Below are 24,287 nucleotides of genomic sequence, written 5' to 3' on the forward strand. Positions count from 1 at the left end.
GCTGCTATACTATGCGGGCCGCATCTGCGGCCTGATAGCCTCCTTTCTGGTTGTTATCACTACTTTTTTTACAATGTACTACCCTTCCTCAAGAGCGCCGTCATCCCGTCGGCACGTATGGATAGATTATGTTAAACAGTATTTTACTGATTCTTTTTCTGATCGCAGTGAGTGCGTTTTTCTCACTGTCGGAAATTTCTCTGGCCGCGTCACGCAAGATTAAACTGAAACTGATGGCTGACGAAGGTAACGTCAATGCCGCCAAAGTCCTTAAACTACAAGAAACCCCGGGGCTGTTCTTTACCGTGGTGCAGATTGGCCTGAACGCCGTAGCCATTCTCGGTGGTATCGTCGGCGATGCTGCCTTCTCCCCTAGCTTCCAGGTGTTGTTCGATCGCTTTTTGTCCCCGGAGATGGCGGAGCAAGTCAGCTTTATCTGCTCGTTCGTCCTGGTGACCAGCCTGTTCATCCTGTTCGCAGATTTGACCCCGAAGCGCATCGGTATGATTGCACCAGAGACAGTCGCCGTCCGGATCATCAACCCGATGCGTTTCTCGATCATGATCTTCCGGCCGCTGGTGTGGTTCTTCAACGGCATGGCAAACCTGATCTTCCGCCTGTTCAAACTGCCGATGGTGCGCAAGGACGACATCACTTCCGACGACATCTATGCGGTAGTGGAAGCCGGTGCCCTGGCTGGCGTGCTGCGCAAGCAGGAACATGAGCTGATCGAAAACGTGTTCGAACTGGAGTCACGCACCGTACCTTCGTCGATGACCTCGCGTGAAAGCGTGGTTTACTTCGATCTGCGTGAAACCGAAGAAAGCATTATCGAGAAAGTCTCGACCCATCCGCACTCCAAGTTCCTGGTATGCGACGGCAATATCGATCAGGTGGTCGGCTACGTTGACTCCAAAGACTTGCTGAACCGCGTGCTGGGCAATCAAAGCCTGGTGCTGAGCAGCGGTGTGCAAATCCGCGCTGCGCTGATCGTACCGGATACCCTGACGCTGTCCGAAGCGCTGGAAAGCTTTAAGACGGCCGGCGAAGACTTTGCCGTTATTCTCAATGAATATGCACTGGTCGTGGGCATCATCACGTTGAATGACGTAATGACTACCCTGATGGGCGATCTGGTCGGTCAAGGCCAGGAAGAGCAGATCGTCGCACGCGATGAAAGCTCATGGCTGATTGAGGGGGGTACGCCAATCGACGATGTGATGCGCGTTCTGCACATTGATGAGTTCCCGCAGGCGGGCAACTACGAAACCATCGGCGGCTTTATGATGTACATGCTGCGCAAGATCCCAAAACGCACCGACTTCGTGAAATACGCCGGCTACAAGTTTGAAGTGGTGGACATCGACAGCTACAAGATTGACCAGTTGCTGGTAACCAAACTGAGCGACAAACCGGCGGCGGTACTGCCGAAGGCGCCAGAAGACAACGCCCCTGCCTGATCCGGACTGTAGAAACGTCAGCGGCCCCATCGGGGCCGCAATTATTGGAGCTTTTGCAGGGTACTTCAGTAGCAGGATACTAACCGCGCATCAACCCATCTCAGTTTGCAGTAACAACACCTGACGGTTTACCTCTGACATCACGCTGAAGTGGCGCCGGTCACGAATTTTCGGTAACAGGATTTTCCCTTCGTCGAATTCGAACGCGCCTACATCTTTGATATACAGCCGGCCACGAAACAGGGTTTTTACGTACTTCGCCACTTTCAACGGATTATAACGCTGGAAGATTCTCATTCTATTACTCTCCTCCGTTTGGTCCATGCGCTCAGCGAGCCGCCAAGGTGGCAGCCTCTAAAGTAAGAACGCAACTTGATTGCCATGTAGTAGACCTAGTAAAGACGATAATGTTCACTTCTGCACGGATATCTTCACTGGATTTACACTTTTTGACAGAATTGTATATGATAATATATAACTTTTTCAGTATATCCCTTCAAAACACAGGTATTACCGGCCAGAAGGGGAAACTGCGATCCAGCTAACAGGACAGACCTCCGATCACCACCTATGCTTTAGGCTGTCGGGTGCTGTCGGCACCGTTCCCCTTCCAAGGAGAAGGCATGAAAAAAAGTCACCTGCTTATTGTTTCCCTGCTGCTTGCCCCCTTTTTAGCCTCTGCGCACAACTTCCAACTCCAGCAACGCGTCGCGCCGGTCGGCGTCAGCGATAAGGGAGAGTTGAATTACGCTAATGATAAGTTTAGCTATCAAAACTGGAATAGCGCGCAACTCAGTGGGAAAGTGCGAGTCATACAGCATATTGCCGGCCGTAGCTCCGCCAAGGCGATGAACGATCCGCTGATCGAAGCGATTAAGAAAGCTAAACTACCGCACGATCGTTACCAAACGACGACAATAGTGAATACCGACGACGCGATACTCGGCACCGCGGTGTTTGTTCGCAACAGCATTGAAGACAGCAAGAAAGAGTTCCCCTGGTCGCAGTTTGTGGTCGACAGCAACGGCAACGTGCGCAAGGCCTGGGATTTGCAGCCGAAAGGGTCGGCCATTGTGGTGTTGGATAAGCAAGGCAGGATCCAGTTCGCCAAAGACGGCGCCCTGACGCCAGAAGAGGTGCAGCAGGTCATGACCCAACTGCACCAGCTGCTGGCGAACTGATTTAGAACAGCGAAACCCTGAAGCCGGGGTTTAGGAAGGATTCACGCGGCGTATAGAGCAGAGGTCTGCCCTGCCAGTCGTGGATCTGTGCCCCGGCTGCCACGGCCACGGCATGACCGGCGGCGGTATCCCAGATATTGGTGGGCCCAAAGCGCGGGTAGAGCTGCGCTTTACCTTCCGCCACCAGGCAGAATTTCAGCGAAGAACCGACGGAAACGGTCTGGTGTTCGCCCAGCTGTTTCAGGTAGTCCTTCAGCTCTTCGTCGCTGTGCGAACGGCTGACCACCACCAATGGCGGATGGGCATTGCTGACGCCAATCTCCTGCCGGTGGCCCTTTTCTTCTTTCCAGGCTTTACCGCGCTCGGCCAGATACAGCACGTCGATCGCCGGGGCGTAAACCACGCCCATTACCGCCTGCCCGTCTTCAATCAACGCGATATTTACCGTGAACTCACCGTTGCGATTCAGGAACTCTTTGGTGCCGTCCAGCGGATCGACCAGCCAGTAGCGCGTCCAATTCTGCCGCACTTCCCAGGTCGGTGGATCTTCTTCCGACAGCAAGGGGATGTCCGGCGTTAACGCCGCCAGGCCGCGCTGGATAATGTGGTGCGCCGCCAGATCGGCCGCCGTCACCGGGGAGTCATCTTTTTTTTGTGTAACATCAAGCGGTTGTTCACCGTTGTACACCGCCATGATGGCCGCGCCCGCCTCGCGGGACAGTTGGCAAATTTTTTCTAACATCATTCACCTCAGATAGACAGTTCCGTGGGCCATTTCCCCTTTCTCATTGCTAGCAGCCTAGTTTTTTTTGCATCGAATATCCATCATAACGATTTAACCTTCGGTAATGACTCGAGTCTTTGCCGTCACAACTGTGACATTTCCTCCGATACCTTGGCCGATTTTCTGCCACACTTCACAGTTTGGTGAGACAACCAATGTTAATTACATGCCCCTCTGCGATAAAACTCGAAAAATAGAATGGAGAAAGCCAAAAATGATGAAGCGTCCGCTGACGTTGTCTGTCCTCGCTGTGCTGGTTTGCGCCTCAGCGCAGGCGGCAACGGTCGATCTGCGCGTGCTGGAAACCACCGACCTGCACAGCAACATGATGGACTTCGATTACTACAAGGATAAACCGACCGACAAGTTCGGTCTGGTGCGCACCGCCAGCCTGATTGAACAGGCTCGCCAGCAGGCCACCAATAGCGTACTGGTGGATAACGGCGACATCATTCAGGGCAGCCCGCTCGGTGACTATATGGCGGCCAAGGGCCTGAAGCCCGGCGATATTCATCCTGTCTATAAGGCCATGAACACCCTGAATTATGTGGTCGGCAATATCGGCAACCACGAATTCAACTACGGCCTCGATTACCTGAAAACCGCCATCAGCGGTGCCAAGTTCCCGTATATCAATGCGAACGTGATCGACGCTAAAACGCAGAAACCGCTGTTCACTCCTTACATTATCGTCGATACGCCGGTAAAAGACCGTGACGGCAAGGAACATAGTTTACGCATCGGCTATATCGGTTTTGTGCCACCGCAAATTCTGGTGTGGGATAAGGCCAATCTGCAAGGCAAGGTTAAGGTCAACGACATCACCGAAACCGCCAAACGCTACGTGCCGGAAATGCGTAAACAGGGGGCCGATCTGATCGTGGCGATCCCGCACTCCGGCCTGTCCAGCGAGCCGTACAAGGCGATGGCAGAGAATTCGGTGTACTACCTCAGCCAGGTTCCGGGCATTGACGCCATCATGTTCGGCCATGCTCACGCGGTATTCCCGAGCAAAGACTTCGCCAATATCAAAGGCGCTGACATCGCTCAGGGCACGCTGAACGGCATACCTGCGGTCATGCCCGGCCAGTGGGGCGACCACCTCGGCGTTGTCGATCTGCAGTTGAACAACGACTCTGGCAGTTGGAAAGTAGCTTCCGCCAAAGCGGAAGCACGGCCCATCTACGACAAAGAGAACAAGAAATCGCTGGCGGCGGAAGACGCCAAGCTGGTGAAAGTCCTGGCGGAAGATCATAAGGGCACGCGCGATTTTGTCAGTAAGCCGGTCGGCAAAGCTGATGACAACATGTACAGCTACCTGGCGCTGGTACAGGATGACCCAACGGTACAAATCGTAAATAACGCGCAGAAAGCCTATGTGGAACACTACATTCAGGGCGACCCGGATCTGGCCGATTTGCCGGTGCTGTCAGCGGCAGCGCCGTTCAAGGTCGGCGGCCGCAAAAACGATCCGGCCAGCTTCGTCGAAGTGGAAAAAGGCCAGCTCACCTTCCGTAACGCTTCGGATCTCTACCTCTATCCCAACACCCTGGTGGTAGTAAAAGCCAGTGGCAAAGAGGTGAAGGAGTGGCTGGAGTGCTCCGCCGGGCAGTTCAATCAAATCGACGTCAACAGCAGCCAACCGCAGGGCCTGATCAACTGGGATGGCTTCCGCACCTATAACTTCGACGTGATTGATGGGGTTAATTACCAGATCGACGTCAGCCAGCCTGCGCGTTACGACGGCGAATGCCAGTTGATAAACAACAAGGCGGAACGTATCAAGCAGCTGACGTTCAAAGGCAAGCCAATTGATCCTAAAGCCACCTTCCTGGTGGCGACCAATAACTATCGCGCTTACGGTGGCAAGTTCGCCGGCACTGGCGATCAGCATATTGCCTTCGCTTCGCCGGACGAGAACCGTTCAGTGTTGGCGGCCTATATCAGCGCTGAAACCAAGCAGCATGGCGCAGTACGGCCACAGGTGGATAACAATTGGCGCCTGGCGACCTTCCGCAGCCCGCAACCGCTGGATATTCGCTTTGAAACCTCGCCAAGCGAGAAAGCGTCAGCATTTATCAAGGCACATACCCAGTATCCAATGAAATCCGAAGGCACGGATAACATCGGTTTCGCAGTTTATAAGATTGATTTAAGTAGCAAATAAGCTGCAGGCCGGGAGGCACAGCGTTCCCCCCGGCCATCTACTCCTTTTTCTCGCTGGCGCGTCCTTTAAATTGCATTTAAAATGCATGTTATAGATTTTTCATTTAAAGAGGCACTCTCATGGATTACCGTAATCAATCCCTCGGCGCTCTCGCCATCGCTATTCCCCGGGCATCACGCCTGTTCCGCCTGAACGATTTGGATTTCTGCTGTGGCGGAAAACAAACGCTGCAACGCGCGGCCGAGCGTAAAGGACTGGATCTCGAGCAGCTTGAAAGCGAATTGGCCACCCTCGCCGCCAGACCGGCAGCAAGCTATGACTGGCGTACTGCACCGCTCGGTGAACTGATTGATTATATTCTGCCACGCTTCCATCAGCGGCACCGTGAACAGCTGGCCGAGCTGGTACTGATGGCGGAAAAAGTCGAACGGGTTCATGCCGACAAAGCCACCTGTCCACGCGGTCTGGCGAAACAGCTGAACCTGATCCGGCTGGATCTGGAAAATCACATGATGAAAGAGGAACAGATCCTGTTCCCGATGATCAAGCAGGGTATGGGCCGGCAGGCGGCAGGGCCGATCTCGGTAATGGAACATGAGCATGACGAAGCGGGCGAACAGCTGGAAGTGGTGAAGTTCCTCACCCACAACGTGACGCCACCGGAAGGTGCCTGCAATACCTGGCAGGCGCTGTATGGTGGTATCGACGAGTTTATTGATGACCTGATGGAACACATCAATCTGGAGAACAACCTGTTGTTCCCCCGCGCGCTGAACGGCGCATAAAATAAGGGCGCCATTAAGGCGCCCAGAGAAATCTGTTAGAGAATTACAGGATTTCCAGCAGTTCGACGTCGAACACCAGCGCGCTGAATGGCGGGATGGATGCGCCGGCACCACGCTCGCCGTAGGCCAGATCGTGTGGAATATACAGCTGCCATTTGGAACCGACCGGCATCAGGGTCAGCGCTTCGATCCAGCCAGGGATCACGCCGCTAACCGGGAATTCTGCCGGTTGACCGCGCTCTACGGAGCTGTCGAACACGTCGCCGTTAATCAGACGGCCAGTGTAATGCACACGCACGCGATCCTGACGGGACGGGATTGGGCCGTTGCCCTGCTCCAGCACGGAAAACTGCAGACCGGATTCGGTCAGCGTAACTTCGTCGCGCTTGGCGTTGTCTTCCAGGAATTTCTGGCCTTCAACGGCCATCGCCTGTTGACGCTCACGACGTACGGCATCCGCACGTTCGTGGATTTCGCGCAGCGCACGGTGCACCACGTCTACCGGAACCGCCGGGGCATTCCCTTCCAGCGCGTCACGCAAACCTGCCAGCAAAGCTTCCGGTTGTAAACCTTCCAGACCGGACTCTTGCAGCTGCTGGCCGACCTGTAAACCAATCCCGTAGCTCGCCTGCGCTTCAACGCTGTCAAAAGAAGGGGTTGTCATGGGGTTTTCCTTTAGTCTGTAAAAAGTCGAAAGCGCAGCATAACAGCGCCGCAATGCCGGGTAAAATCTTGTGTGGAGAATGATGACTTTTGTCGTAGAAAAAGAAACAATAACCCTCAGTTAACACCCGCTCCCGCGCGCCCAGGCGAATCGCCTGCCGCAACAGGTATAGGTTTGCTGCTGCCTTTCACTTCAATCAGTTAGCGGACTATACTGAAAACAGGGTATCGGGTCGGCGGTACACCCTTTTGTACCGTGATATTTTTACGCCGTTGAAGAGAGGTTACCATGGGCAGAATCTCGCCCAGGAGAAGGAAGACCACCCGTATCTACCAGCCGTTGTTGCGTACCTGGCTGAACTTCAGTCAGCGCCTGAAGCCCGGCTCCGCGCCAGCGTCGGTAGAAGACCCGGATTCAGAACAACCACCGGAAAGCGGTAAGGGGCAAAACATCAAAGCGTTACTGCTGAAGATCTGGCACCTGCCGGACGGCTTCGGTTGGATGGAGCCACTGCCTTATTTTCATCGTCGCTGGACCCTGATTTTCGGCATCATCCTGCTGCTGGCACTGCTGTGGCCGTATTCATCGGAAAAACAGCCATTCCCTGTCACCCAGCAGGAAAACAGCGTTCCCTTGCAGGCCGAATTGCAAAACGACACTCAGCAGCAGCACGCTGTAGAGCCGGAACCGGCGGGCAACTGGCAACGCTACCAGATCCAACCGGGCCAGACGCTGGCGCAGCTTTTCCGTGACAACAACCTGCCGGTGAACGAAGTTTTCGCCATGGCGCAGGTGGAAGGTAACGATAAGCCACTCAGCAACATGAAGGCCGGCCAGGAAGTGCGTATCGAACGTGATACCAACGGCGTGATCACCGCGCTATCTGTCACCACCGCTGACAACAGTCAGGTGTTATTCCGCCGCCAGGCCGACGGCAGCTATCGCCGCGAGCGTTAATCCACTAACTGCCCTAACAGAAAGTCGCGCAGCACGATGCCATGGTTGTGCTGTGTGTCTTTACTGCCATAAAGTAAGGTCAAGGGTTGCCCCTGTCTTAGTAAAGCCACCAATGGCTGCCAGGCGTCATTTTGAGCCAGTTGCAAGCGGTAGTGGCTTTCGAACTCGTCCCACTGGTCAAGATGTTGATGAAACCACTGCCGCAGCGCGTTATCCGGCGCAACCTGCTTTAGCCACTGCACGCCCTGCAATCGTTCCTTGCTGATGCCTCGCGGCCACAAGCGATCGATCAGATAACAGTGCTCCGGTGCAGGGCCGGTAAAATCGTAAACGCGCTGCAAGATAATCTCCGCCATTTCCGCTGCTCCTCATTCATGCTGTGATAGCAGGGTAGCGCGTTTTACCGGACGCAGAAAAGCAAAACGCCAGCACGAGGCTGGCGTTTTAACTTGGCTGGCAGGAGCGATTAAGCTTCTGCAACCACAACTACATTCAGCTGTGCGAACACGTCGCTGTGTACCTGGAAGTGAACTTCGTGTTCACCAGTGGTACGCAGAACGCCGTTCGGCAGACGAACTTCGCTCTTGGCAACTTCAACGCCTGCCGCAGTAACTGCGTCAGCGATGTCGCGGGTGCCGATAGAGCCGAACAGTTTACCTTCGTCGCCTGATTTAGACGCGATGGTGACTGAACCCAGTTCGTTGATCTTGGTTGCGCGAGCTTCAGCAGCAGCCAGAACGTCAGCCAGTTTGGCTTCCAGTTCAGCACGGCGTGCTTCGAAGAACTCTACGTTTTTCTTGGTAGCAGGAACAGCTTTGCCCTGTGGTACCAGGAAGTTACGGGCGTAGCCCGCTTTAACGTTAACTTGATCACCCAGGCTGCCCAGGTTTGCTACTTTATCAAGCAGAATAACTTGCATTACCTTATCCTCTCAAAGTCGTTAATGGACAGTGGCCGATTACTGATGACGATCAGTGTACGGCAACAAAGACAGGTAGCGCGCGCGCTTGATAGCACGGGCCAGCTGGCGCTGATATTTTGCACGAGTACCGGTAATACGGCTCGGGACAATTTTACCACTTTCAGTGATGTAGTTTTTCAGCGTAGCGATGTCTTTATAGTCAATCTCTTGAACGCCTTCCGCGGTGAAACGGCAGAACTTGCGACGACGGAAATAACGTGCCATTAGGCTAGTCTCCAGAATCTATCAATTCAATCTGCTCGGCATGCAGAACCAGTTTGTTCAGCCCGTTGCGCCCTTGATGGCAGCTTACGAAGCCTTGCACGGTTATCTGACTGCCGACCGTTAATCTTTGAGTTAGTGCTTGTGACTGTTGTCCGCTGACAACCACGGGCATTCGGCACCATGCTTGCCTGCTAAATCCGGCTTCCATTTGCTGCGAACGGTGCTCTAGCACAAATTGGCAGTGGGGGATCCCGGAAGGACTCACTTTTCGAACCGGCGCCTTGCACACAGTGCCCGACAAAACCAGACGATTAGATGTCACGGCGGCAATTACTCTTCAGAATCCCCAGCATCTGCATCATCTGCGGTTTCGTTAGCGAAGTCTTCGCGGCGATCGCCACGACGTTCGTCTTTCGCTTTAACCATCGGAGATGCTTCAGTTACCGCGTGCTTAACGCGCATAACCATGCTACGGATAACGGCGTCGTTGAAGCGGAAGTTAGTTTCCAGCTCATCGATCGCTTCCTGCGGAGCTTCAACGTTCAGCAGAACGTAGTGAGCTTTGTGCAGTTTGTTGATCGGGTAAGCCAGTTGACGGCGGCCCCAGTCTTCCAGACGGTGAATCTGACCAGCAGCGTTAGTGATGGTAGCACTGTAACGCTCGATCATGCCCGGAACCTGTTCGCTTTGGTCAGGATGGACCATAAAAACGATTTCGTAATGACGCATCGAATTGCTCCTTACGGATTATTCAGCCTCCTGTCAGGGTCAACCGCGGCCCATGGAAGCAAGGAACGTGTATGTGTGTGCGGCTGAAAAAATGACGCGTAATCATACTTGCGCAGGCTGGGAAACTCAAGGACGGAAGGGTATTTATTATCGGTAATGCGGGCCCGATGCGTAAATAGCACGATTTGCTATCTGTACAACCTATGTACACAGATCCATCAGTTCAAAAAATCTTTCAATGAAATCATCACTGATGCGCAAAATTCATTCATTTTTTTTGAATGATGACATCAAAAAGCCCCCCTTTTTAATCCTGCCGGAAGGTCTAAAATTGTTGTTATCCGCCGCAGACAGCGCGACGAAAAAGATTTGAGGTTATTCAATACAGACAAATAACTTTTTGCTGCACTGGCACCTGCTGTCAGGCCGTTGAAGCAAACAGTTAAGAGAGGCACTTATGAAACGCATTACCATCGCCACCGCCATTGCTTTACTGTTTTCCGCCAACGTCATGGCCGCTACCGAAATCACTTCGCATCAGGCTGACCAACGCCAGAGCGTGGGATTCGTCACGTTGAACCAGAATGTGGTGTCGCCGGATGACGCCAGCAGCCAAGTGAGCAAAATAGCCGATCAGCGCGGCGCGACCGCTTACCGGATCATTGCGCTGCACGAACCGGAAAACAACAGCACCATTCACGTCAGCGCGGAACTGTATCGTTAAGCCTGCATGCAGTGCCAGGGAAGCAAGCCGCGCCCAAAAGCGGCAAATTAAAATGTGAAAATGTCGTCAGCCCCCTGCCCGCAGGGGGCTTTTTTTATAAGGTTTTCACGAAGAACTCGGCCGTTGCGTCAAGCGCTAACGGCGTGATGCGGTGCTTGACGTCCGGTTCAGTCAAAAATGTCAGTTGCCGGTCCCAACCACTCTGGCGAAGCTCGGTTGCCAGGCGTCGACTTTCAGCCGCCGGGACCACATCGTCCGCTTCGCCGTGCCATAACAGCAGCGGACGATCGGCAATTTTTTCCAACTGGCGTTCCAGGCCATAATCCGCAAGCGCGGCAATGCGCGTATCAAAACCGCTCGCCGTCAAGGGGTTTCCCTGTTCATCCAGCGGTGGGAACAGCGTCTGCGCCAGGGAACTGTAATAACCGGCCCCCATCAGGCTCGCCGCAGCTTTCACCCACGGATAACGAGCAAAGCCTCCCAACGTCGTCATCCCCCCCATGGACGCGCCCGCGACGCCGATGCGCCCTTCGGCAATCAGCCCGCGCCGTTCAAAGTCCGCCTTCAACGCCGGTAACTCATCGATATTGCTGCGCAGGATCTCCCAAAAGCGGGACAACCGCTTTTGTTCATCGCCGTCAAAACGCTCGCCGTGCAAATCGGCATCCGGCAGCACCACGCGAAATCCCACCCTGGCTAACGCGTAGGCAAAGTAGGCGTAGACTTCTTTCGACGAGGTATAACCATGGTAGAAAAATACCGTCGGCAACGGCTGATGATACTGCCCCTGCGGCACGGCATGGATGACCGCAATATCTCCTGCTCGCTCGTCATAAATTTCAATCATTCATTTTCCCTCTGCATCGCCATTGCCTTCATAATGGCAAACTTGCGCTAAAAAGCATTAGCTCAATCTGTTCCAATTTATAATGGGTTACACTCAAATCACGCTATCCGCTTTCTTGAGGTATCTATGAAAATGTCCCGCCTGCTGCTCTCCTTGACGCTGGTCACGCTGCTTAGCGCCTGTGGCATGATGACCACGACGCCCAAAGCGCCCCCACCGCCGACCGGACAGGCGCAGGAGATAACCCGGGCACAAACCGGTAGCCTGGAAAAAATAGGCACCACCAGCGCCCTGGTGCGCGGCAGCCCGATGGATGTGGAAGCGGAAATTCAGCAGAAGGCCAATGCCAGCGGCGCGCGCTATTACATGATCATCATGAACAGCGAAACCGTGGTTCCCGGCCAGTGGTATTCGCAGGCGATCCTGTATCGGTAACTGCTGGAGTTTTAATAAGATTTACATTGGCTTTGCACAGACTGAAGTTGGATAGAGCACACTGGCAAACAGCGCGCCGCAGCCCGCGGCCGTGAATCCAGGATCCGACGAAGGGGAACGCCATGACACGCTCCGCCGCACTCACCGCCCTCCTGCTTTCTATGGGGTTACTCAGCGCCAGCGCCCAGTCCGCTGAACTGGCCCCCGCAGACCGCGTTACGCCACTCAGCGAAATTGCGGAAATCACCCTGAACAACCTCTCCGGCTCCCCTCAGGACGTAGAACAATTGATCGCCCAAAAGGCGGATGAGCATGGGGCAAGCTATTACCGCATCCTGCGAATGGAAGAACAGGCGCATCAGCCAGGCTGGCGCGCCTCCGCAATACTTTACCTTTAGTAGGTCATGCAGGCCGCATTCAGCACACCGCCACTGATCGACACGCCGCCGAGGAAAATCCCGGCCGCCACGTGATTGGACTCAATTTTGTCGCTAATTCGCGGCATATAGATTTTCACCGCCGCAAACAGCAGCAGCTGTACCACCAGCGCCACCACGCCCCACAACAGATAGTCCAACAGGCTGACGGAGTTGATCGCTGCACTCGCCAGCGGGATGACATACCCCAGGCAGGCACCGACGAATCCAAAAGCGGCGGCCTGATTGTCAGCCTTGATCAACGCCCATTCGTCATGCGGCGTAATGCGGGTATAAACGAACAAAAACACCAGAACCATGGCAAAGCCACTGAAAAAATAAGAGGCGAATGCCGCCAACGCGCTGAGAATATCCATGTCATGTTTCCTGGTCAGAGGTCAGTATCCCTTACGGGCCAAGAGCTGAATTAAAAAGCTTTTCCGGCTGTGGTGCCACCGTTTTCCCTAGCCGCCCATCGCGCGGGTAAACAGCGTTTCGCACAGCCTTTCCGGCAATGTCCGCTCACCACGGGCATCAAGCATCATTTGACACCAGGCTTCCGCCAACGGCGGTGAACTGTAACGCAGAAGCTGCGCCGCCGCGAACAGATTAAACAAGGCGCCGGTCACCGCACGCCCTTGCTCTTCCTGAGGTTTGCGCATCAGCTGAAGCAACCGTCGCCATTGGTGATCATAATGGCGGTTCTGCCCTCTCACTTCACCGAGCTCCTGCTCCAGCGCCTCCTGCACCGCCGGCAGCTTGCCCCAGGCGCGCATGACGTCCAGACACATAATATTGCCGGAGCCTTCCCAGATGCTGTTTACCGGCATTTCACGGTACAACCTCGGCAGTTCGCTCTCTTCGCAATAGCCAATACCGCCCAGCGCCTCCATGGCTTCACCAATAAAAGGAATGCCTTGCCGGCAGACTTCAAACTTCGCCGCAGGCGTCATCACACGGCATAACGCCTGCTCCAGGGGCGTGCTACCTGCGCTGTCATAAGCACGCGCCAGACGCATCAGGGCCGCCGTCTGCCCCTCCAGGCGCAGGGCCATTCGCGCCAGCACCTGCCGCATCATCGGTTGTTCAATCAGCGTCTTACCAAACGCCTGCCGCTGCAGAGCATGGTACAACGCCACCGACAGTCCGCGCCGCATCAGCCCGTGGCTACCCAGTGCGCAGTCAAAACGCGTCAGGCTCCCCATTTTCAGGATATGTCGTACACCATCCCCTTCCTCGCCCACCAGCCAGGCGCTGGCATCCTGGAATTCTACTTCGCTGCTGGCGTTGGACCTGTTGCCCAACTTATCCTTCAGCCGTTCCAACCTTATGGCATTGCGTGTGCCGTCAGGCAAAATTCGCGGCAGGAAGAAACAGGACAGCCCATTTTCGGTCTGCGCCAGCACCAGGTGCGCATCGCTCTGCGGTACCGAGAAAAACCACTTGTGGCCGACCAAACGGTAGGCTTCTCCTGGGCCGCGTGCACCCAGCGGGCTCGCGGTGGTGGTATTACTCAGCACATCGGAACCGCCCTGCTTTTCGGTCATTCCCATGCCGATCAGCAAACCGCGCTTTTGCCCGCCGGGCAATGAATGCGCGTCGTAACGATCGGACAGTAGCGGCGTTAGCCAGGATTGGAACTCCGCAGGCAACGAGCGCTGCAGCAAAGGAATTGCGCCAAAGGTCATGGTCACCGGACACAAAGTGCCGGCCTCGACCTGCGCATGTAATACAAACCGCGCCGCCCGCGCCACAAAAGAGCCGATTCGGGCGTCCTCCTGCCACGGCAGGTTATGCACCCGGTTGGCTATCAGCCCTTGCATCAGGATGTGCCAGGCGGGATGAAAACGGACGTCGTCCAATCGCTGGCCGGTGGCGTCATAGCGCAGCAGTTCCGGTGGGTTGGCATTGGCCAGCCGCCCCAACTCCAGCGACTCCTGAGTGCCCAACTGTTGGCCCAGCGAGGCCAGCACGTCCGCATCCCAACCGGCCTGCTCACGCTGAATGGCTTCATGCAATGGCGTATCGGACAGGAACAGATTACTGTTGCCCAGCGGCTTCGGCTGATTAAAAACGGTGTGTGTATTCCAGACCATTGGCTTGCTCCCTGATAAAAGCGTCAGGAGTAATTATGGTCGTCAGGGGGAATTCTGCCGCAGGCGAGATCACAGGGTAGGCATTGAGAAAGGAATTAAGGGCGCAAAAGCTGCGCCCTTACGGATAAATCAACTGCGTTGACGCACCGCTTCAAACAGGCAGATACCGGTCGCCACCGAAACGTTCAGTGAAGAAACCGTACCGGCCATCGGAATGCTGATCAGCTCGTCGCAGTGCTCGCGAGTCAGACGACGCATACCTTCGCCTTCCGCCCCCATCACCAGCGCCATCGGGCCGGTCATTTTGCTCTGGAACAGCGTGTGGTCGGCTTCACCCGCAGTGCCCACGATCCAGACGTTCATCTCCTGCAACAATCGCAGGGTGCGCGCCAGGTTGGTGACGCGAATCAACGGCACATTCTCCGCCGCGCCACAGGCCACTTTCTTGGCCGTTGCGTTCAACTGGGCAGAACGATCGCGCGGGACAATCACCGCGTGCACACCGGCCGCGTCGGCGCTGCGCAAGCAGGCACCGAGGTTATGCGGGTCGGTCACGCCGTCCAGCACCAGCAGGAACGGGGTATCCACGCTTTCCAGCAGCGCCGGCAGGTCATTTTCCTGATACTGGCGTCCTTCGCGCACCCGGGCAATGATCCCCTGATGCACCGCACCCTCGACCTTCTCATCCAGCCACTGGCGGTTCGCCACCTGGATAACAATGCCGGTCGCTTCCAGCTCGGCAATCAACGGCTGTAGCCGACGATCGTCGCGGCCTTTGAGGATAAACACTTCCAGGAAGCGTTGCGGATCGTTGTCTAACAGGGCTTTGACGGCATGAATACCGTAAATAATTTCGCTCATGATGCTCTTTTTACTGTGCGGCAGGCAAACGCCTGCCGGTGATAATGACGTGTGGCAGGTTAAGCCTGCTCAGCACCTTTCTTCTTGCCGGCGCGTTTGGCCTTGGTCGCCGCCGCTATTTTCCGGGTTTTGTCGGACACTTTCTTGGCTTTTGCCTTTTTGTCTTTCTTCACCTTGTCAGCGGGCTTGGCTTCATCCTTGCGGAAGGCGCTGTCAGGCTCAAAATTGGCTGGCGGTTTGCCGCCCCGGCGTTTGCGCGGTGACGTGGTGCGGCCTGCGCCTGCGCCATCACGCAAGGTGCGCTGACCGCCTTTCTTGGCGCGATCGCGTTCAGTTTTGCCTTCACCGCGTGGTTTGCGGGTGCTGGAGACCAGAGCGAAGTCAATTTTACGCTCATCCATATGCACCGCTTCCACACGGATCTCTACCGTGTCGCCCAGGCGATAAACCACGCCTGAGGATTCGCCAATCAGACGCTGGCCGATATTATCGTAGCGATAATAATCATTATCCAGCGACGATACGTGCACCAGGCCGTCGATAAACAGATCGTTGAGACGCACGAAGAAACCGAAGCCGGTCACGCTGGCAATAATGCCGCTGAACACTTCACCGACGTGATCCTGCATAAAGTCGCATTTCAGCCAGTCGGCAACGTTGCGCGTCGCTTCATCGGCGCGGCGTTCAGCCATTGAACAGTGCTCGCCCAACTGCAGCATTTCTTCGAATTCGCTGTGCCAACCACCAGTCGGCGTCCAGCGCTCTTTCGGTTCGCCGTGCTCTTTGGCCAGTTGGTACTTGATCGCACGGTGCATCGCCAGATCCGGATAACGGCGGATCGGTGAGGTGAAGTGGCCATAAGAAGCCAGCGCCAGACCAAAGTGGCCGCGGTTTTCCGGATCGTAAACCGCCTGCTTCATCGAACGCAGCAGCATGGTTTGCAGCATTTCATGGTCAGGACGTTCGGACACTTCATCCATCAGTGTGGCGTAGTCCTTCGGCTGCGGCTTGTTGCCACCGCCCAGCGTAAGGCCCAACTCGCCCAGCACGCTGCGCAGCGCACTGATGTGATCGTCACTTGGGCGATCGTGCACGCGGAACAGCGCCGGTTCGTTATTTTTCTCGACAAAGCGTGCAGCGGCGACGTTCGCCATAATCATGCACTCTTCGATCAGTTTGTGAGCGTCGTTACGCACCGTAGGTTCGACGCGCTCAATACGACGTTCGGCGTTAAAGATAAACTTGGCTTCTTCGGTTTCGAAAGCGATACCGCCACGTTCAGCACGCGCCTGATCCAGCACCTTGTACATCGCATGCAATTCTTCCAGGTGTTTGACCAGCGGGTGGTAATGCTCACGCAACTCCTGATCGCCCTGCAGAATATGCCAGACCTTGTTATACGTTAAGCGGGCGTGAGAGCTCATGACCGCTTCATAGAATTTGGCCGTCGACAGGCGCCCTTGTGCAGAGATGGTCATCTCACACACCATGCACAGACGGTCTACCTGCGGGTTAAGCGAACACAGGCCGTTAGACAGCACTTCCGGCAGCATCGGAATAACCTGCGATGGGAAGTACACTGAAGTCCCACGGTTACGGGCTTCGTCATCCAGTGCCGTGCGCGGACGCACGTAATAGCTGACGTCGGCAATGGCAACCCACAGGCGCCAACCGCCGCCGCGTTTTTTCTCGCAGTAGACTGCGTCATCGAAATCGCGGGCATCTTCGCCATCAATCGTTACCAAAGGCAGTTTACGCAGATCAACGCGGCCTTTTTTGGCGGATTCCGGTACCTGCTCACTGAGGTCGGCAACCTGTTTTTCCACCTGCGGCGGCCAAACATGTGGGATTTCATGAGTGCGCAGCGCGATATCTACCGCCATGCTGGTCCCCATTTTATCGCCGAGGATCTCGACAATCTTGCCAACCGCTTTGGTACGGCGGGTTGGGCGCTGGGTCAGTTCAACCACCACCATAAAGCCCATGCGCGCACCGCTGACGGCGTCGGCCGGGATCAGGATATCGAAGCTCAGGCGGCTGTCATCCGGCACCACGAAGCCGGTACCGGCGTCCATGAAGAAGCGGCCGACGATTTGACTGGTTTTCGGCACCAGCACACGGACGATACGCGCTTCGCGGCGGCCCTTGCGATCGGCAGCCATGGCCTGTGCCAACACCACGTCGCCGTGGATCGCCATCTTCATCTGTTCAGCTGACAGATACAGGTCGTCTTTGCTGCCTTCGATACGCAGGAAGCCGAAGCCATCGCGGTGGCCGATCACGGTGCCGCGCAGCAGGTCCAGACGTTCCGGCAGCGCGTAGCACTGGCGGCGGGTAAAGATTAATTGGCCATCACGTTCCATCGCCCGCAGGCGACGGCGCAACGCTTCCAGGGGTTCTTCGCCGGTTAAATTCAGCTCTTTGGCCAGCTCTTCGCGGCTGGCCGGCGTTTCTCTTTTCGCCAAATGGGCCAAAATAAATTCACGGCTCGGAATGGGGGATTCATATTTTTCTGCTTCTCGTTCCAGGAATGGATCTTGTGACATTGCGGTTCCTCCGTTGTCATCAGCAGGGTGCCGCTGAGCCTTGTCTTCTCAGCGACGCTTTATTCGACAAGCAATAGCTTGTAGAGCGATGGATTGTCTTCGACCATATCGGCCAGCGTGTGGTTATCCAGCTCTTCAAGGAAATTCTGTACGCCCTGTTGGAGCACCTGCTTCAGGCGGCAGGCAGGGGTTATGTGGCAAAACGTACTGCTGCAATTAACCAGTGAGAGCGGCTCCAGCGCCCTGACCACGTCGCCGAGGCGAATGGTTTCGGCCGGTTTGCCTAAACGGATGCCGCCGTTCTTACCGCGCACTGCGGTGACAAACCCAACCCGGCTTAACTGATTGATGATCTTTACCATATGGTTTCGGGACACGCCGTAGACCTCGGTGACTTCCGAGATGCTGGTCATTTTGTCCGGTGGCAGCGAGGCCATGTAGATCAACGCCCGCAGGCCATAATCAGTAAAACTTGTTAACTGCACATCTACCTCTGGGTATCATTTTACCCGTCTGATACGCCGATTTTCGGCACTATTCAAAAGATTACTTATTGGATAATAAACCAGCCAGAGAGTTCGCCGCTAATTATTTAGCGCATGTCGAGCTCTGGGACAGGTTAAAGAAAGGATTTTTGGACGTGAAACCGCAATCGGGGAAAATCAGGATAAAAACAAACCGGGACACGCCCGGTTTGTTTTATTGCAGCAAAGTCAGATTATGCGTCGAACGGGTCGCGCAGGATCATGGTTTCGCTACGGTCCGGGCCAGTAGAGATAATGTCTACCGGTACGCCAGTCAGTTCTTCAATGCGCTTGATGTAGTCCAGCGCTGCCTGTGGCAATTTGCTGTGTTCTTTCACGCCAAAAGTGGTGTCGCTCCAGCCAGGCATGCTTTCGTAGATTGGTTCGATACCTTCCCAACCTTCAGCCGCCAGCGGCGTGGTGGTCATTTCGCGGCCATCTGGCATGCGATAGCCCACGCAGATTTTCACTTCTTTCAGGCCATCCAGCACGTCCAACTTGGTCAGGCAGAAGCCAGACAGGGAGTTGATCTGCACTGCGCGGCGAACCGCTACGGCATCCAACCAGCCGGTACGACGACGACGGCCAGTAGTGGCGCCGAATTCGTTACCCTGTTTGCACAGGTATTCGCCAGTTTCGTCGAACAGTTCGGTTGGGAACGGACCTGCACCCACGCGGGTGGAGTAGGCTTTCACGATGCCCAGCACGTAATCCACGTAACGCGGACCAATACCTGAACCGGTAGCAACGCCGCCAGCAGTGGTATTGGAAGAGGTTACGTACGGATAGGTACCGTGGTCGATATCCAGCAGGGTGCCCTGCGCGCCTTCGAACATGATCAGGTCGCCACGCTTGCGCGCGCCGTCCAACAGTTCAGAAACGTCAACAACCATTGCAGTCAGGATGTCGGCGATAGACAGCACGTAATCCAGAGTCGCCTGGTAATCAACAGCTTCGACTTTGTAGTAGTTAACCAACTGGAAGTTATGATAATCAACAATTTCCTTCAGCTTAACGGCGAAGGTTTCTTTGTTGAACAGGTCGCTGACGCGCAGACCGCGACGAGCTACTTTATCTTCGTAAGCCGGGCCGATACCGCGACCGGTGGTACCGATAGCTTTCGCGCCACGTGCTTTCTCACGCGCGTTATCCAACGCAACATGGTAAGGCAGGATCAGCGGACAGGCTTCGGACAGTAACAGACGTTCGCGTACCGGGATGCCGCGCGCTTCGAGTTCACCCATTTCTTTCATCAACGCGTCTGGCGCCAGAACTACACCGTTGCCGATGATGCTGGTCACGTTTTCACGCAGAATGCCTGAAGGAATTAAATGAAGGACGGTTTTTTCACCGTTAATTACCAGAGTATGGCCAGCGTTGTGACCACCTTGATAGCGCACTACATATTGAGCCCGTTCGGTCAGCAGGTCTACGACCTTGCCCTTACCTTCGTCACCCCATTGAGTGCCCAGTACGACGACGTTCTTACCCATTTTAAAAATCACCGGTTGCTTAAAAATGGATTCTACCACCGTAATTCGTGAGTTTCAGCACTTTTAGCGTTGAGTTGCGTATTTTTTAGGCTAACCTTTAAACCCCCGTGCGACTACGCAACATGTAGTAGATCACACAGCCCGCAACCACTATTCCGCCGCCAAACCGCCGTAAGGTAGAGTCAGGCAACTGGGTCATCGCCAGTATCATTTTACGCCAGGCCTGTGGAAACAGCATCGGCCCCAGGCCTTCCAGCACCAAAACCAGCCCTAACGCCAGCCAGATCGTTGAATTCATCAGAAACTCCCAAAAAGAAAGGGCCCGCGTTTAAACGGGCCCTCGATCAATTACCTGTCGTGATTATTTGCGCGTGGAGTCAGGCGACTTCATGTAGCGGAAGAAATCGCTGTCTGGGCTCAGAACCATCACGTCCTGGTTATTGCTGCTGAAGCTGGTTTCGTAAGCACGCAGGCTACGGATAAAGGCGTAGAAGTCCGGATCCTGGCTGAATGCGTTGGCAAACAGTTTGGCCGCTTCGGCATCGCCATCACCGCGAGTGATACGTGCAGTACGCTCAGCTTCCGCCAGGGTACGAGTCACTTCGTAGTCTGCGGTCGCACGCAGCTTCTCGGCTTCTTCCTGACCCTGTGAACGGTGACGACGGGCTACCGCTTCACGCTCGGCGCGCATACGCTGGTAGATCGCATCAGACACTTCCGCCGGCAGGTTGATCTGCTTGATACGCACGTCGATCACTTCGATACCCAACGCCGCCATGCTGTTCGGGTTAACCTTCGGCAGGTTGCCGGTGGTTTCCTTCTCAACACGCGCCGCTGCAGAGGCGATAGCGTCATCGGCTTCGGTGGTGGTGACTTCTTGATCGTCACCCACGGTACCGGTGTTCAATGCATCACGCACGTCGGACATCAGCTTACCACGCGAGTCGGTGACGATGTCTTTCACATCCAGACGGCCAATCTCGGAACGCAGACGGTCACTGAACTTACGTTTCAGCAGCACTTCGGCCTGTGAAACATCACCGCCGCCGGTTGCCAGATAGTAACGGCTGAAATCGCTGATACGCCATTTCAGGTAAGAATCGACAATCAGGTCTTTCTTCTCGCTGGTCACAAAGCGGTCAGCCTGGTTATCCATGGTCTGGATACGCGCATCCAGCGTCTTCACTGATTCAATAAACGGGATCTTGAAGTGCAGGCCTGGCGCATACACCAGCGGCTTGTTGTCGCTGTCACGCAGAACCTTGCCAAAGCGCAGCACGATGCCACGCTGACCTTCCTGAACCACGAACAAAGAAGCGTATAACGCCACCAGCACCGCGAGGACGATTACTACAAAAGACTTACGCATTGATTACTCTCTCCCTACGCGAGTGGTGTCGTCACGCTGCGCATTTGCCCGGCGCTGGTCCATGACCGAGCCGCTGCTGGTGCGCTGGCTGCTGGAGCTGGCGCCGCTGTTGGCAGACGGAGCGGGGTTGAGACGAATCAGGCTGGTGTCTTTATTGCCGTCCGCCGCCGCGCCGGTTTGGCCACGCAGCATTTGATCCAGCGGCAACACCATCAGATTGTTGCCTTTGTCATTCACCAACACCTTGCGGGTGTGGCTCAGGACTTTTTCCATGGTTTCGATATACAGACGCTCACGGGTAATTTGCGGTGCCGATTTGTATTCCGGCAACAGCTTGGCAAAGCGAGCAACCTCACCCTGAGCTTCCAGGACGGTACGGTCTTTATACGCTTTGGCATCTTCCAACAGACGCTGCGCCTGGCCGTTAGCACGTGGCTGAACTTCGTTGGCGTAAGCTTCCGCTTCACGGATGTACTGCTGCTCGTTCTCACGTGCGGCAATCGCATCGTCAAATGCGGCCTTCACCTCTTCCGGCGGACGAGCGGCCTGGAAGTTGACGTCCAGCAGCGTGATGCCCATGTTGTACGGACGAATAGTTTCTTCCAGTACGCGTTGGGTATCGCTACGCACGATAGTACGACCTTCGGTCAGGATCTTGTCCATGGTGTACTTGCCGATAACGCCACGCAGGGCGCTGTCGGTAGCCTGGCTCAGGCTGTCGTCGGCATTGGTCACGCTGAACAGATAGGCTTCCGGGTTGGTCACGCGGTACTGCACGTTCATTTCTACGCGCACTACGTTCTCGTCGGAGGTCAGCATCACGCCAGACGCCGCCAATTCACGAACCGACTCCACGTTAACCGGACGCACTTCATCGATAAAGGTCGGCTTCCAGTTCAGACCTGGCTGTACCAGGTGGCTGAACTTGCCAAAACGGGTCACAACACCACGTTCGGCTTCCTTGATGGTGTAGAAGCCGCTGGCAGCCCAAATCACCACTACCGCTACCGCGGCAATGCCAATGATGCGACCACTGAGGCCCGGACCAGAAGTGCCGGTGCCGCCGCTGTTATTGCTGTTGGAGCCTTTGCCCCCGCCCAAACCGCTCAATTTCTTGCTCAGTTTGCGGAAGATATCGTCCAAATCAGGTGGCCCTTGATCACGACCGCCTTTGTTATTACCGCCAGAGTTGCCGCCATTATTATTGCTGCTCCCCCACGGGTCGCGGTCCTGTCCGTTATTACCGGGCTGATTCCACGCCATGTTTTAGCTCCATATTCTGTGATTGGGTACTTCAGGCTTACGCGAAGCTCAAATGTAACAGGATATGATCATACTATAAAGTTAATCAGTTCCTGTTCCTGTTTGCAGAGGCGACGCCATTCGACGATAGGCATACGTACCACCACGCCAATGCTGCCGTCTTCTTCGTTCCACTCTTTTTCAATTGCCTGAAGCTGGTAAAAACGGCTACGAAGACGGCCTGCCTCTGGCGGTAAGCGCAGCTCATAATGCGCGATTTCCCCCGATAAGCGCTCCGTCAACGCCTGATACAGCAACGGGATACCTTCACCGCTGGCGGCGGACAGCCACACCCGGATCGGTAAGTTTTCATCGTTGCGGTCGATACGCGGGACAAAATCATCCAGCATATCTATTTTGTTCATCACTAAAAGTGTAGGGATCTCATCCGATTCAATCTCTGCCAGCACGGTATTGACCGCTTCAATGTTTTCATCGACGCGAGTATCCGCGGCATCGATTACATGCAACAGCAAAGACGCCTGACGCGTTTCTTGCAGCGTCGCCTTGAAGGCGGCCACCAGATCGTGCGGCAGGTGCCGGATAAAGCCTACGGTATCCGCCAACACGGTATCGCCCACATCGGCCACGTCAATGCGCCGCAGGGTAGGATCCAAAGTGGCAAATAGCTGGTCTGCCGCATAGACATCGGCGGACGTAATTCGGTTAAACAGGGTGGATTTTCCGGCGTTGGTATACCCTACCAGCGATACGGTCGGCACTTCAGCACGGGTACGCGCACGTCGGCCCTGTTCACGCTGCTTAGCTACCCGCTCCAGGCGGCGTAGAATCAAGCTAATGCGATCGCGCAACAGACGACGGTCGGTCTCTAATTGGGTTTCCCCTGGCCCGCGCAGGCCTATCCCCCCTTTTTGTCGCTCAAGGTGGGTCCAGCCACGCACCAAACGCGTGGCAATATGACGCAACTGCGCCAACTCTACCTGCAGCTTACCTTCATGGGTACGGGCGCGCTGGGCAAAGATGTCTAGAATCAACCCGGTGCGATCGATCACTCGGCATTCGCACAGGCGTTCAAGATTTCTCTCCTGCGCTGCAGAAAGGGAGTGATCAAACAGGACAACAGATGCGCCACTGGCTTTTACCGCGTCTGCAATTTCTTCGGCCTTTCCTTCACCGACAAAGTATTTGGGATGCGGGGCTTTGCGGCTACCAGTCACCACTTGCAAAGCTTCGACACCCGCAGAGGACACCAGGGATTCGAACTCACTGAGATCTTCTGTGTCTTTGTCTTGCGAGAAATAGATATGAACCAGGACGGCCTGCTCACCGGCTTCATAACGGTCAAACAAGCGTGCAACCTCTCAAACGGGAACCCGTGAGTTTGGGGGACATAAACAGCCCACGGCTGCTTATGCTCCCCTTCATGGTTGACTCGCAACGCGCTTTATTCAGCGTCATCGCTTTCCTGCTGCGGCTGTTGCGGCGCAGACGGATTGTTACCATGGTGATAGTTACTGGTGCCGCCGCTCGGGGTATTGCTATGGTGCGAAACCGGGCGTGACGGGACAACGGTAGAGATAGCGTGCTTATAAACCATCTGGCTCACCGTGTTTTTCAACAGGATGACAAACTGGTCAAAAGACTCAATCTGGCCTTGCAGCTTAATACCATTCACCAAATAAATAGAAACCGGAACACGTTCACGACGCAATGCGTTCAGGAACGGATCTTGCAAAGATTGCCCCTTAGCCATTCTATCTTTTCCTTATTTGCTTGTTGTTTTTAACTAAGAACCTGTCG

Annotated in this window: 28 protein-coding genes; 8 read left to right on the forward strand and 20 right to left on the reverse strand. The window is 55.2% G+C overall.

What is annotated here, in order from left to right:
- Window positions 1–128: 128 nt before the first annotated feature.
- Window positions 129–1,460: a polyamine export protein PaeA gene (paeA, locus tag AC1RKC_RS19585; protein ID WP_020824927.1), complete on the forward strand. Its 1,332-nt coding sequence runs from the start codon at window positions 129–131 to the stop codon at window positions 1,458–1,460.
- 90 nt (window positions 1,461–1,550) lie between these two features.
- On the opposite strand, the gene AC1RKC_RS19590 is transcribed toward paeA, so the two are convergent.
- Window positions 1,551–1,757 carry a DUF1107 domain-containing protein gene (locus AC1RKC_RS19590; protein ID WP_012004917.1) on the reverse strand — a complete coding sequence of 69 codons (207 nt, stop codon included), beginning with the start codon at window positions 1,755–1,757 and terminating at the stop codon, window positions 1,551–1,553.
- A gap of 326 nt (window positions 1,758–2,083) precedes the next feature.
- On the opposite strand from AC1RKC_RS19590, the gene AC1RKC_RS19595 reads away from it, so the two are divergent.
- The gene (locus AC1RKC_RS19595; RefSeq protein ID WP_020824926.1) at window positions 2,084–2,641 is read left to right on the forward strand and encodes a YtfJ family protein; all 558 of its coding nucleotides are present in this window, start codon (window positions 2,084–2,086) and stop codon (window positions 2,639–2,641) included.
- A gap of 1 nt (window position 2,642) precedes the next feature.
- On the opposite strand, the gene cysQ is transcribed toward AC1RKC_RS19595, so the two are convergent.
- The gene (cysQ, locus tag AC1RKC_RS19600; protein WP_041415176.1) at window positions 2,643–3,383 is read right to left on the reverse strand and encodes a 3'(2'),5'-bisphosphate nucleotidase CysQ; all 741 of its coding nucleotides are present in this window, start codon (window positions 3,381–3,383) and stop codon (window positions 2,643–2,645) included.
- A gap of 256 nt (window positions 3,384–3,639) precedes the next feature.
- Here cysQ and AC1RKC_RS19605 point away from each other — a divergent pair, with 256 nt between their 5' ends.
- Both AC1RKC_RS19605 and ytfE read left to right on the forward strand, forming a co-directional pair.
- On the forward strand, window positions 3,640–5,592 hold the full coding sequence (locus tag AC1RKC_RS19605) for a bifunctional 2',3'-cyclic-nucleotide 2'-phosphodiesterase/3'-nucleotidase (RefSeq protein WP_493092682.1): 1,953 nt from the start codon (window positions 3,640–3,642) through the stop codon (window positions 5,590–5,592).
- Window positions 5,593–5,711: 119 nt separating this feature from the next.
- Window positions 5,712–6,377, forward strand: coding sequence for an iron-sulfur cluster repair protein YtfE (gene ytfE / locus AC1RKC_RS19610; RefSeq protein ID WP_493092681.1), 666 nt, complete (start codon window positions 5,712–5,714; stop codon window positions 6,375–6,377).
- Between the two features lie 43 nt (window positions 6,378–6,420).
- On the opposite strand, the gene bamJ is transcribed toward ytfE, so the two are convergent.
- Window positions 6,421–7,041, reverse strand: a complete 621-nt coding sequence (gene bamJ, locus AC1RKC_RS19615) for a BamJ family beta-barrel-assembly machinery protein (protein ID WP_020824922.1) — start codon at window positions 7,039–7,041, stop codon at window positions 6,421–6,423.
- Window positions 7,042–7,329: 288 nt separating this feature from the next.
- Here bamJ and AC1RKC_RS19620 point away from each other — a divergent pair, with 288 nt between their 5' ends.
- Window positions 7,330–7,998 (forward strand): OapA family protein, encoded by a 669-nt coding sequence (locus AC1RKC_RS19620; RefSeq protein ID WP_046374658.1) that lies wholly within the window; start codon window positions 7,330–7,332, stop codon window positions 7,996–7,998.
- On the opposite strand, the gene AC1RKC_RS19625 is transcribed toward AC1RKC_RS19620, so the two are convergent.
- The 5 genes from AC1RKC_RS19625 to rpsF form a co-directional block, all read right to left on the reverse strand.
- On the reverse strand, window positions 7,995–8,354 hold the full coding sequence (locus AC1RKC_RS19625) for a DUF488 domain-containing protein (protein ID WP_115060325.1): 360 nt from the start codon (window positions 8,352–8,354) through the stop codon (window positions 7,995–7,997). The genes AC1RKC_RS19620 and AC1RKC_RS19625 overlap by 4 nt on opposite strands.
- A 110-nt stretch (window positions 8,355–8,464) precedes the next feature.
- Window positions 8,465–8,917 (reverse strand): 50S ribosomal protein L9, encoded by a 453-nt coding sequence (gene rplI, locus AC1RKC_RS19630; protein ID WP_004933629.1) that lies wholly within the window; start codon window positions 8,915–8,917, stop codon window positions 8,465–8,467.
- A 39-nt stretch (window positions 8,918–8,956) separates the two neighbouring features.
- Window positions 8,957–9,184, reverse strand: a complete 228-nt coding sequence (gene rpsR, locus AC1RKC_RS19635; protein WP_000135199.1) for a 30S ribosomal protein S18 — start codon at window positions 9,182–9,184, stop codon at window positions 8,957–8,959.
- A gap of 4 nt (window positions 9,185–9,188) precedes the next feature.
- Entirely contained in the window at window positions 9,189–9,506 is a 318-nt protein-coding gene (gene priB / locus AC1RKC_RS19640; protein ID WP_006317460.1) for a primosomal replication protein N, read from the reverse strand.
- A gap of 8 nt (window positions 9,507–9,514) precedes the next feature.
- Window positions 9,515–9,913, reverse strand: a complete 399-nt coding sequence (gene rpsF, locus AC1RKC_RS19645) for a 30S ribosomal protein S6 (RefSeq protein ID WP_006317459.1) — start codon at window positions 9,911–9,913, stop codon at window positions 9,515–9,517.
- Between the two features lie 457 nt (window positions 9,914–10,370).
- Between rpsF and AC1RKC_RS19650 the strand changes: the two genes are divergently transcribed.
- Window positions 10,371–10,637, forward strand: coding sequence for a YdgH/BhsA/McbA family protein (locus tag AC1RKC_RS19650; RefSeq protein WP_020824919.1), 267 nt, complete (start codon window positions 10,371–10,373; stop codon window positions 10,635–10,637).
- Window positions 10,638–10,731: 94 nt separating this feature from the next.
- Here the strand turns inward: AC1RKC_RS19650 and yjfP are convergent, their stop codons facing one another.
- Window positions 10,732–11,484 (reverse strand): esterase, encoded by a 753-nt coding sequence (gene yjfP, locus AC1RKC_RS19655; RefSeq protein ID WP_046374660.1) that lies wholly within the window; start codon window positions 11,482–11,484, stop codon window positions 10,732–10,734.
- 126 nt (window positions 11,485–11,610) lie between these two features.
- Between yjfP and bsmA the strand changes: the two genes are divergently transcribed.
- Together bsmA and AC1RKC_RS19665 are read left to right on the forward strand one after the other, a co-directional pair.
- Window positions 11,611–11,919 (forward strand): biofilm peroxide resistance protein BsmA, encoded by a 309-nt coding sequence (gene bsmA / locus AC1RKC_RS19660; RefSeq protein WP_020824917.1) that lies wholly within the window; start codon window positions 11,611–11,613, stop codon window positions 11,917–11,919.
- 122 nt (window positions 11,920–12,041) lie between these two features.
- Window positions 12,042–12,317: a YdgH/BhsA/McbA family protein gene (locus AC1RKC_RS19665; protein ID WP_020824916.1), complete on the forward strand. Its 276-nt coding sequence runs from the start codon at window positions 12,042–12,044 to the stop codon at window positions 12,315–12,317.
- On the opposite strand, the gene AC1RKC_RS19670 is transcribed toward AC1RKC_RS19665, so the two are convergent.
- The 11 genes from AC1RKC_RS19670 to hfq all read right to left on the reverse strand — a co-directional run bounded on the left by AC1RKC_RS19670 (window position 12,314) and on the right by hfq (window position 24,240).
- On the reverse strand, window positions 12,314–12,712 hold the full coding sequence (locus AC1RKC_RS19670; protein ID WP_020824915.1) for a DUF350 domain-containing protein: 399 nt from the start codon (window positions 12,710–12,712) through the stop codon (window positions 12,314–12,316). The two genes, AC1RKC_RS19665 and AC1RKC_RS19670, sit on opposite strands and share 4 nt — an antisense overlap.
- Before the next feature lie 87 nt (window positions 12,713–12,799).
- Window positions 12,800–14,431, reverse strand: coding sequence for an isovaleryl-CoA dehydrogenase (locus AC1RKC_RS19675; RefSeq protein WP_020824914.1), 1,632 nt, complete (start codon window positions 14,429–14,431; stop codon window positions 12,800–12,802).
- Between the two features lie 129 nt (window positions 14,432–14,560).
- A complete protein-coding gene (rlmB, locus tag AC1RKC_RS19680; protein ID WP_020824913.1) occupies window positions 14,561–15,292 on the reverse strand; it encodes a 23S rRNA (guanosine(2251)-2'-O)-methyltransferase RlmB in 732 nt (243 codons plus the stop codon).
- 59 nt (window positions 15,293–15,351) lie between these two features.
- Window positions 15,352–17,838: a ribonuclease R gene (rnr, locus tag AC1RKC_RS19685; RefSeq protein WP_046374661.1), complete on the reverse strand. Its 2,487-nt coding sequence runs from the start codon at window positions 17,836–17,838 to the stop codon at window positions 15,352–15,354.
- 59 nt (window positions 17,839–17,897) lie between these two features.
- A complete protein-coding gene (nsrR, locus tag AC1RKC_RS19690; protein WP_020824911.1) occupies window positions 17,898–18,323 on the reverse strand; it encodes a nitric oxide-sensing transcriptional repressor NsrR in 426 nt (141 codons plus the stop codon).
- A 233-nt stretch (window positions 18,324–18,556) separates the two neighbouring features.
- Entirely contained in the window at window positions 18,557–19,855 is a 1,299-nt protein-coding gene (locus AC1RKC_RS19695; RefSeq protein WP_041415174.1) for an adenylosuccinate synthase, read from the reverse strand.
- A gap of 97 nt (window positions 19,856–19,952) precedes the next feature.
- A complete protein-coding gene (locus tag AC1RKC_RS19700; protein ID WP_020824909.1) occupies window positions 19,953–20,153 on the reverse strand; it encodes a DUF2065 domain-containing protein in 201 nt (66 codons plus the stop codon).
- Between the two features lie 63 nt (window positions 20,154–20,216).
- A complete protein-coding gene (gene hflC / locus AC1RKC_RS19705; RefSeq protein WP_020824908.1) occupies window positions 20,217–21,224 on the reverse strand; it encodes a protease modulator HflC in 1,008 nt (335 codons plus the stop codon).
- 3 nt (window positions 21,225–21,227) lie between these two features.
- Complete coding sequence (hflK, locus tag AC1RKC_RS19710) at window positions 21,228–22,487, reverse strand: FtsH protease activity modulator HflK (RefSeq protein WP_020824907.1); 1,260 nt, start codon at window positions 22,485–22,487, stop codon at window positions 21,228–21,230.
- Window positions 22,488–22,555: 68 nt separating this feature from the next.
- On the reverse strand, window positions 22,556–23,836 hold the full coding sequence (gene hflX, locus AC1RKC_RS19715) for a ribosome rescue GTPase HflX (RefSeq protein ID WP_020824906.1): 1,281 nt from the start codon (window positions 23,834–23,836) through the stop codon (window positions 22,556–22,558).
- A gap of 95 nt (window positions 23,837–23,931) precedes the next feature.
- A complete protein-coding gene (hfq, locus tag AC1RKC_RS19720) occupies window positions 23,932–24,240 on the reverse strand; it encodes an RNA chaperone Hfq (RefSeq protein ID WP_012004894.1) in 309 nt (102 codons plus the stop codon).
- Between the last annotated feature and the right edge of the window lie 47 nt (window positions 24,241–24,287).

This window comes from Serratia sp. GW822-FHT06E05, from assembly GCF_058799445.1.

Bases quoted from the DNA above. Each gene is read 5' to 3' on its own strand.
- paeA (WP_020824927.1), top strand. From the start codon at position 129: ATGTTAAACAGTATTTTACTGATTCTTTTTCTGATCGCAGTGAGTGCG.
- AC1RKC_RS19590 (WP_012004917.1), bottom strand. From the start codon at position 1,757: ATGAGAATCTTCCAGCGTTATAATCCGTTGAAAGTGGCGAAGTACGTA.
- AC1RKC_RS19595 (WP_020824926.1), top strand. From the start codon at position 2,084: ATGAAAAAAAGTCACCTGCTTATTGTTTCCCTGCTGCTTGCCCCCTTT.
- cysQ (WP_041415176.1), bottom strand. From the start codon at position 3,383: ATGTTAGAAAAAATTTGCCAACTGTCCCGCGAGGCGGGCGCGGCCATC.
- AC1RKC_RS19605 (WP_493092682.1), top strand. From the start codon at position 3,640: ATGATGAAGCGTCCGCTGACGTTGTCTGTCCTCGCTGTGCTGGTTTGC.
- ytfE (WP_493092681.1), top strand. From the start codon at position 5,712: ATGGATTACCGTAATCAATCCCTCGGCGCTCTCGCCATCGCTATTCCC.
- bamJ (WP_020824922.1), bottom strand. From the start codon at position 7,041: ATGACAACCCCTTCTTTTGACAGCGTTGAAGCGCAGGCGAGCTACGGG.
- AC1RKC_RS19620 (WP_046374658.1), top strand. From the start codon at position 7,330: ATGGGCAGAATCTCGCCCAGGAGAAGGAAGACCACCCGTATCTACCAG.
- AC1RKC_RS19625 (WP_115060325.1), bottom strand. From the start codon at position 8,354: ATGGCGGAGATTATCTTGCAGCGCGTTTACGATTTTACCGGCCCTGCA.
- rplI (WP_004933629.1), bottom strand. From the start codon at position 8,917: ATGCAAGTTATTCTGCTTGATAAAGTAGCAAACCTGGGCAGCCTGGGT.
- rpsR (WP_000135199.1), bottom strand. From the start codon at position 9,184: ATGGCACGTTATTTCCGTCGTCGCAAGTTCTGCCGTTTCACCGCGGAA.
- rpsF (WP_006317459.1), bottom strand. From the start codon at position 9,913: ATGCGTCATTACGAAATCGTTTTTATGGTCCATCCTGACCAAAGCGAA.
- AC1RKC_RS19650 (WP_020824919.1), top strand. From the start codon at position 10,371: ATGAAACGCATTACCATCGCCACCGCCATTGCTTTACTGTTTTCCGCC.
- yjfP (WP_046374660.1), bottom strand. From the start codon at position 11,484: ATGATTGAAATTTATGACGAGCGAGCAGGAGATATTGCGGTCATCCAT.
- bsmA (WP_020824917.1), top strand. From the start codon at position 11,611: ATGAAAATGTCCCGCCTGCTGCTCTCCTTGACGCTGGTCACGCTGCTT.
- AC1RKC_RS19665 (WP_020824916.1), top strand. From the start codon at position 12,042: ATGACACGCTCCGCCGCACTCACCGCCCTCCTGCTTTCTATGGGGTTA.
- AC1RKC_RS19670 (WP_020824915.1), bottom strand. From the start codon at position 12,712: ATGGATATTCTCAGCGCGTTGGCGGCATTCGCCTCTTATTTTTTCAGT.
- AC1RKC_RS19675 (WP_020824914.1), bottom strand. From the start codon at position 14,431: ATGGTCTGGAATACACACACCGTTTTTAATCAGCCGAAGCCGCTGGGC.
- rlmB (WP_020824913.1), bottom strand. From the start codon at position 15,292: ATGAGCGAAATTATTTACGGTATTCATGCCGTCAAAGCCCTGTTAGAC.
- rnr (WP_046374661.1), bottom strand. From the start codon at position 17,838: ATGTCACAAGATCCATTCCTGGAACGAGAAGCAGAAAAATATGAATCC.
- AC1RKC_RS19695 (WP_041415174.1), bottom strand. From the start codon at position 19,855: ATGGGTAAGAACGTCGTCGTACTGGGCACTCAATGGGGTGACGAAGGT.
- AC1RKC_RS19700 (WP_020824909.1), bottom strand. From the start codon at position 20,153: ATGAATTCAACGATCTGGCTGGCGTTAGGGCTGGTTTTGGTGCTGGAA.
- hflC (WP_020824908.1), bottom strand. From the start codon at position 21,224: ATGCGTAAGTCTTTTGTAGTAATCGTCCTCGCGGTGCTGGTGGCGTTA.
- hflK (WP_020824907.1), bottom strand. From the start codon at position 22,487: ATGGCGTGGAATCAGCCCGGTAATAACGGACAGGACCGCGACCCGTGG.
- hfq (WP_012004894.1), bottom strand. From the start codon at position 24,240: ATGGCTAAGGGGCAATCTTTGCAAGATCCGTTCCTGAACGCATTGCGT.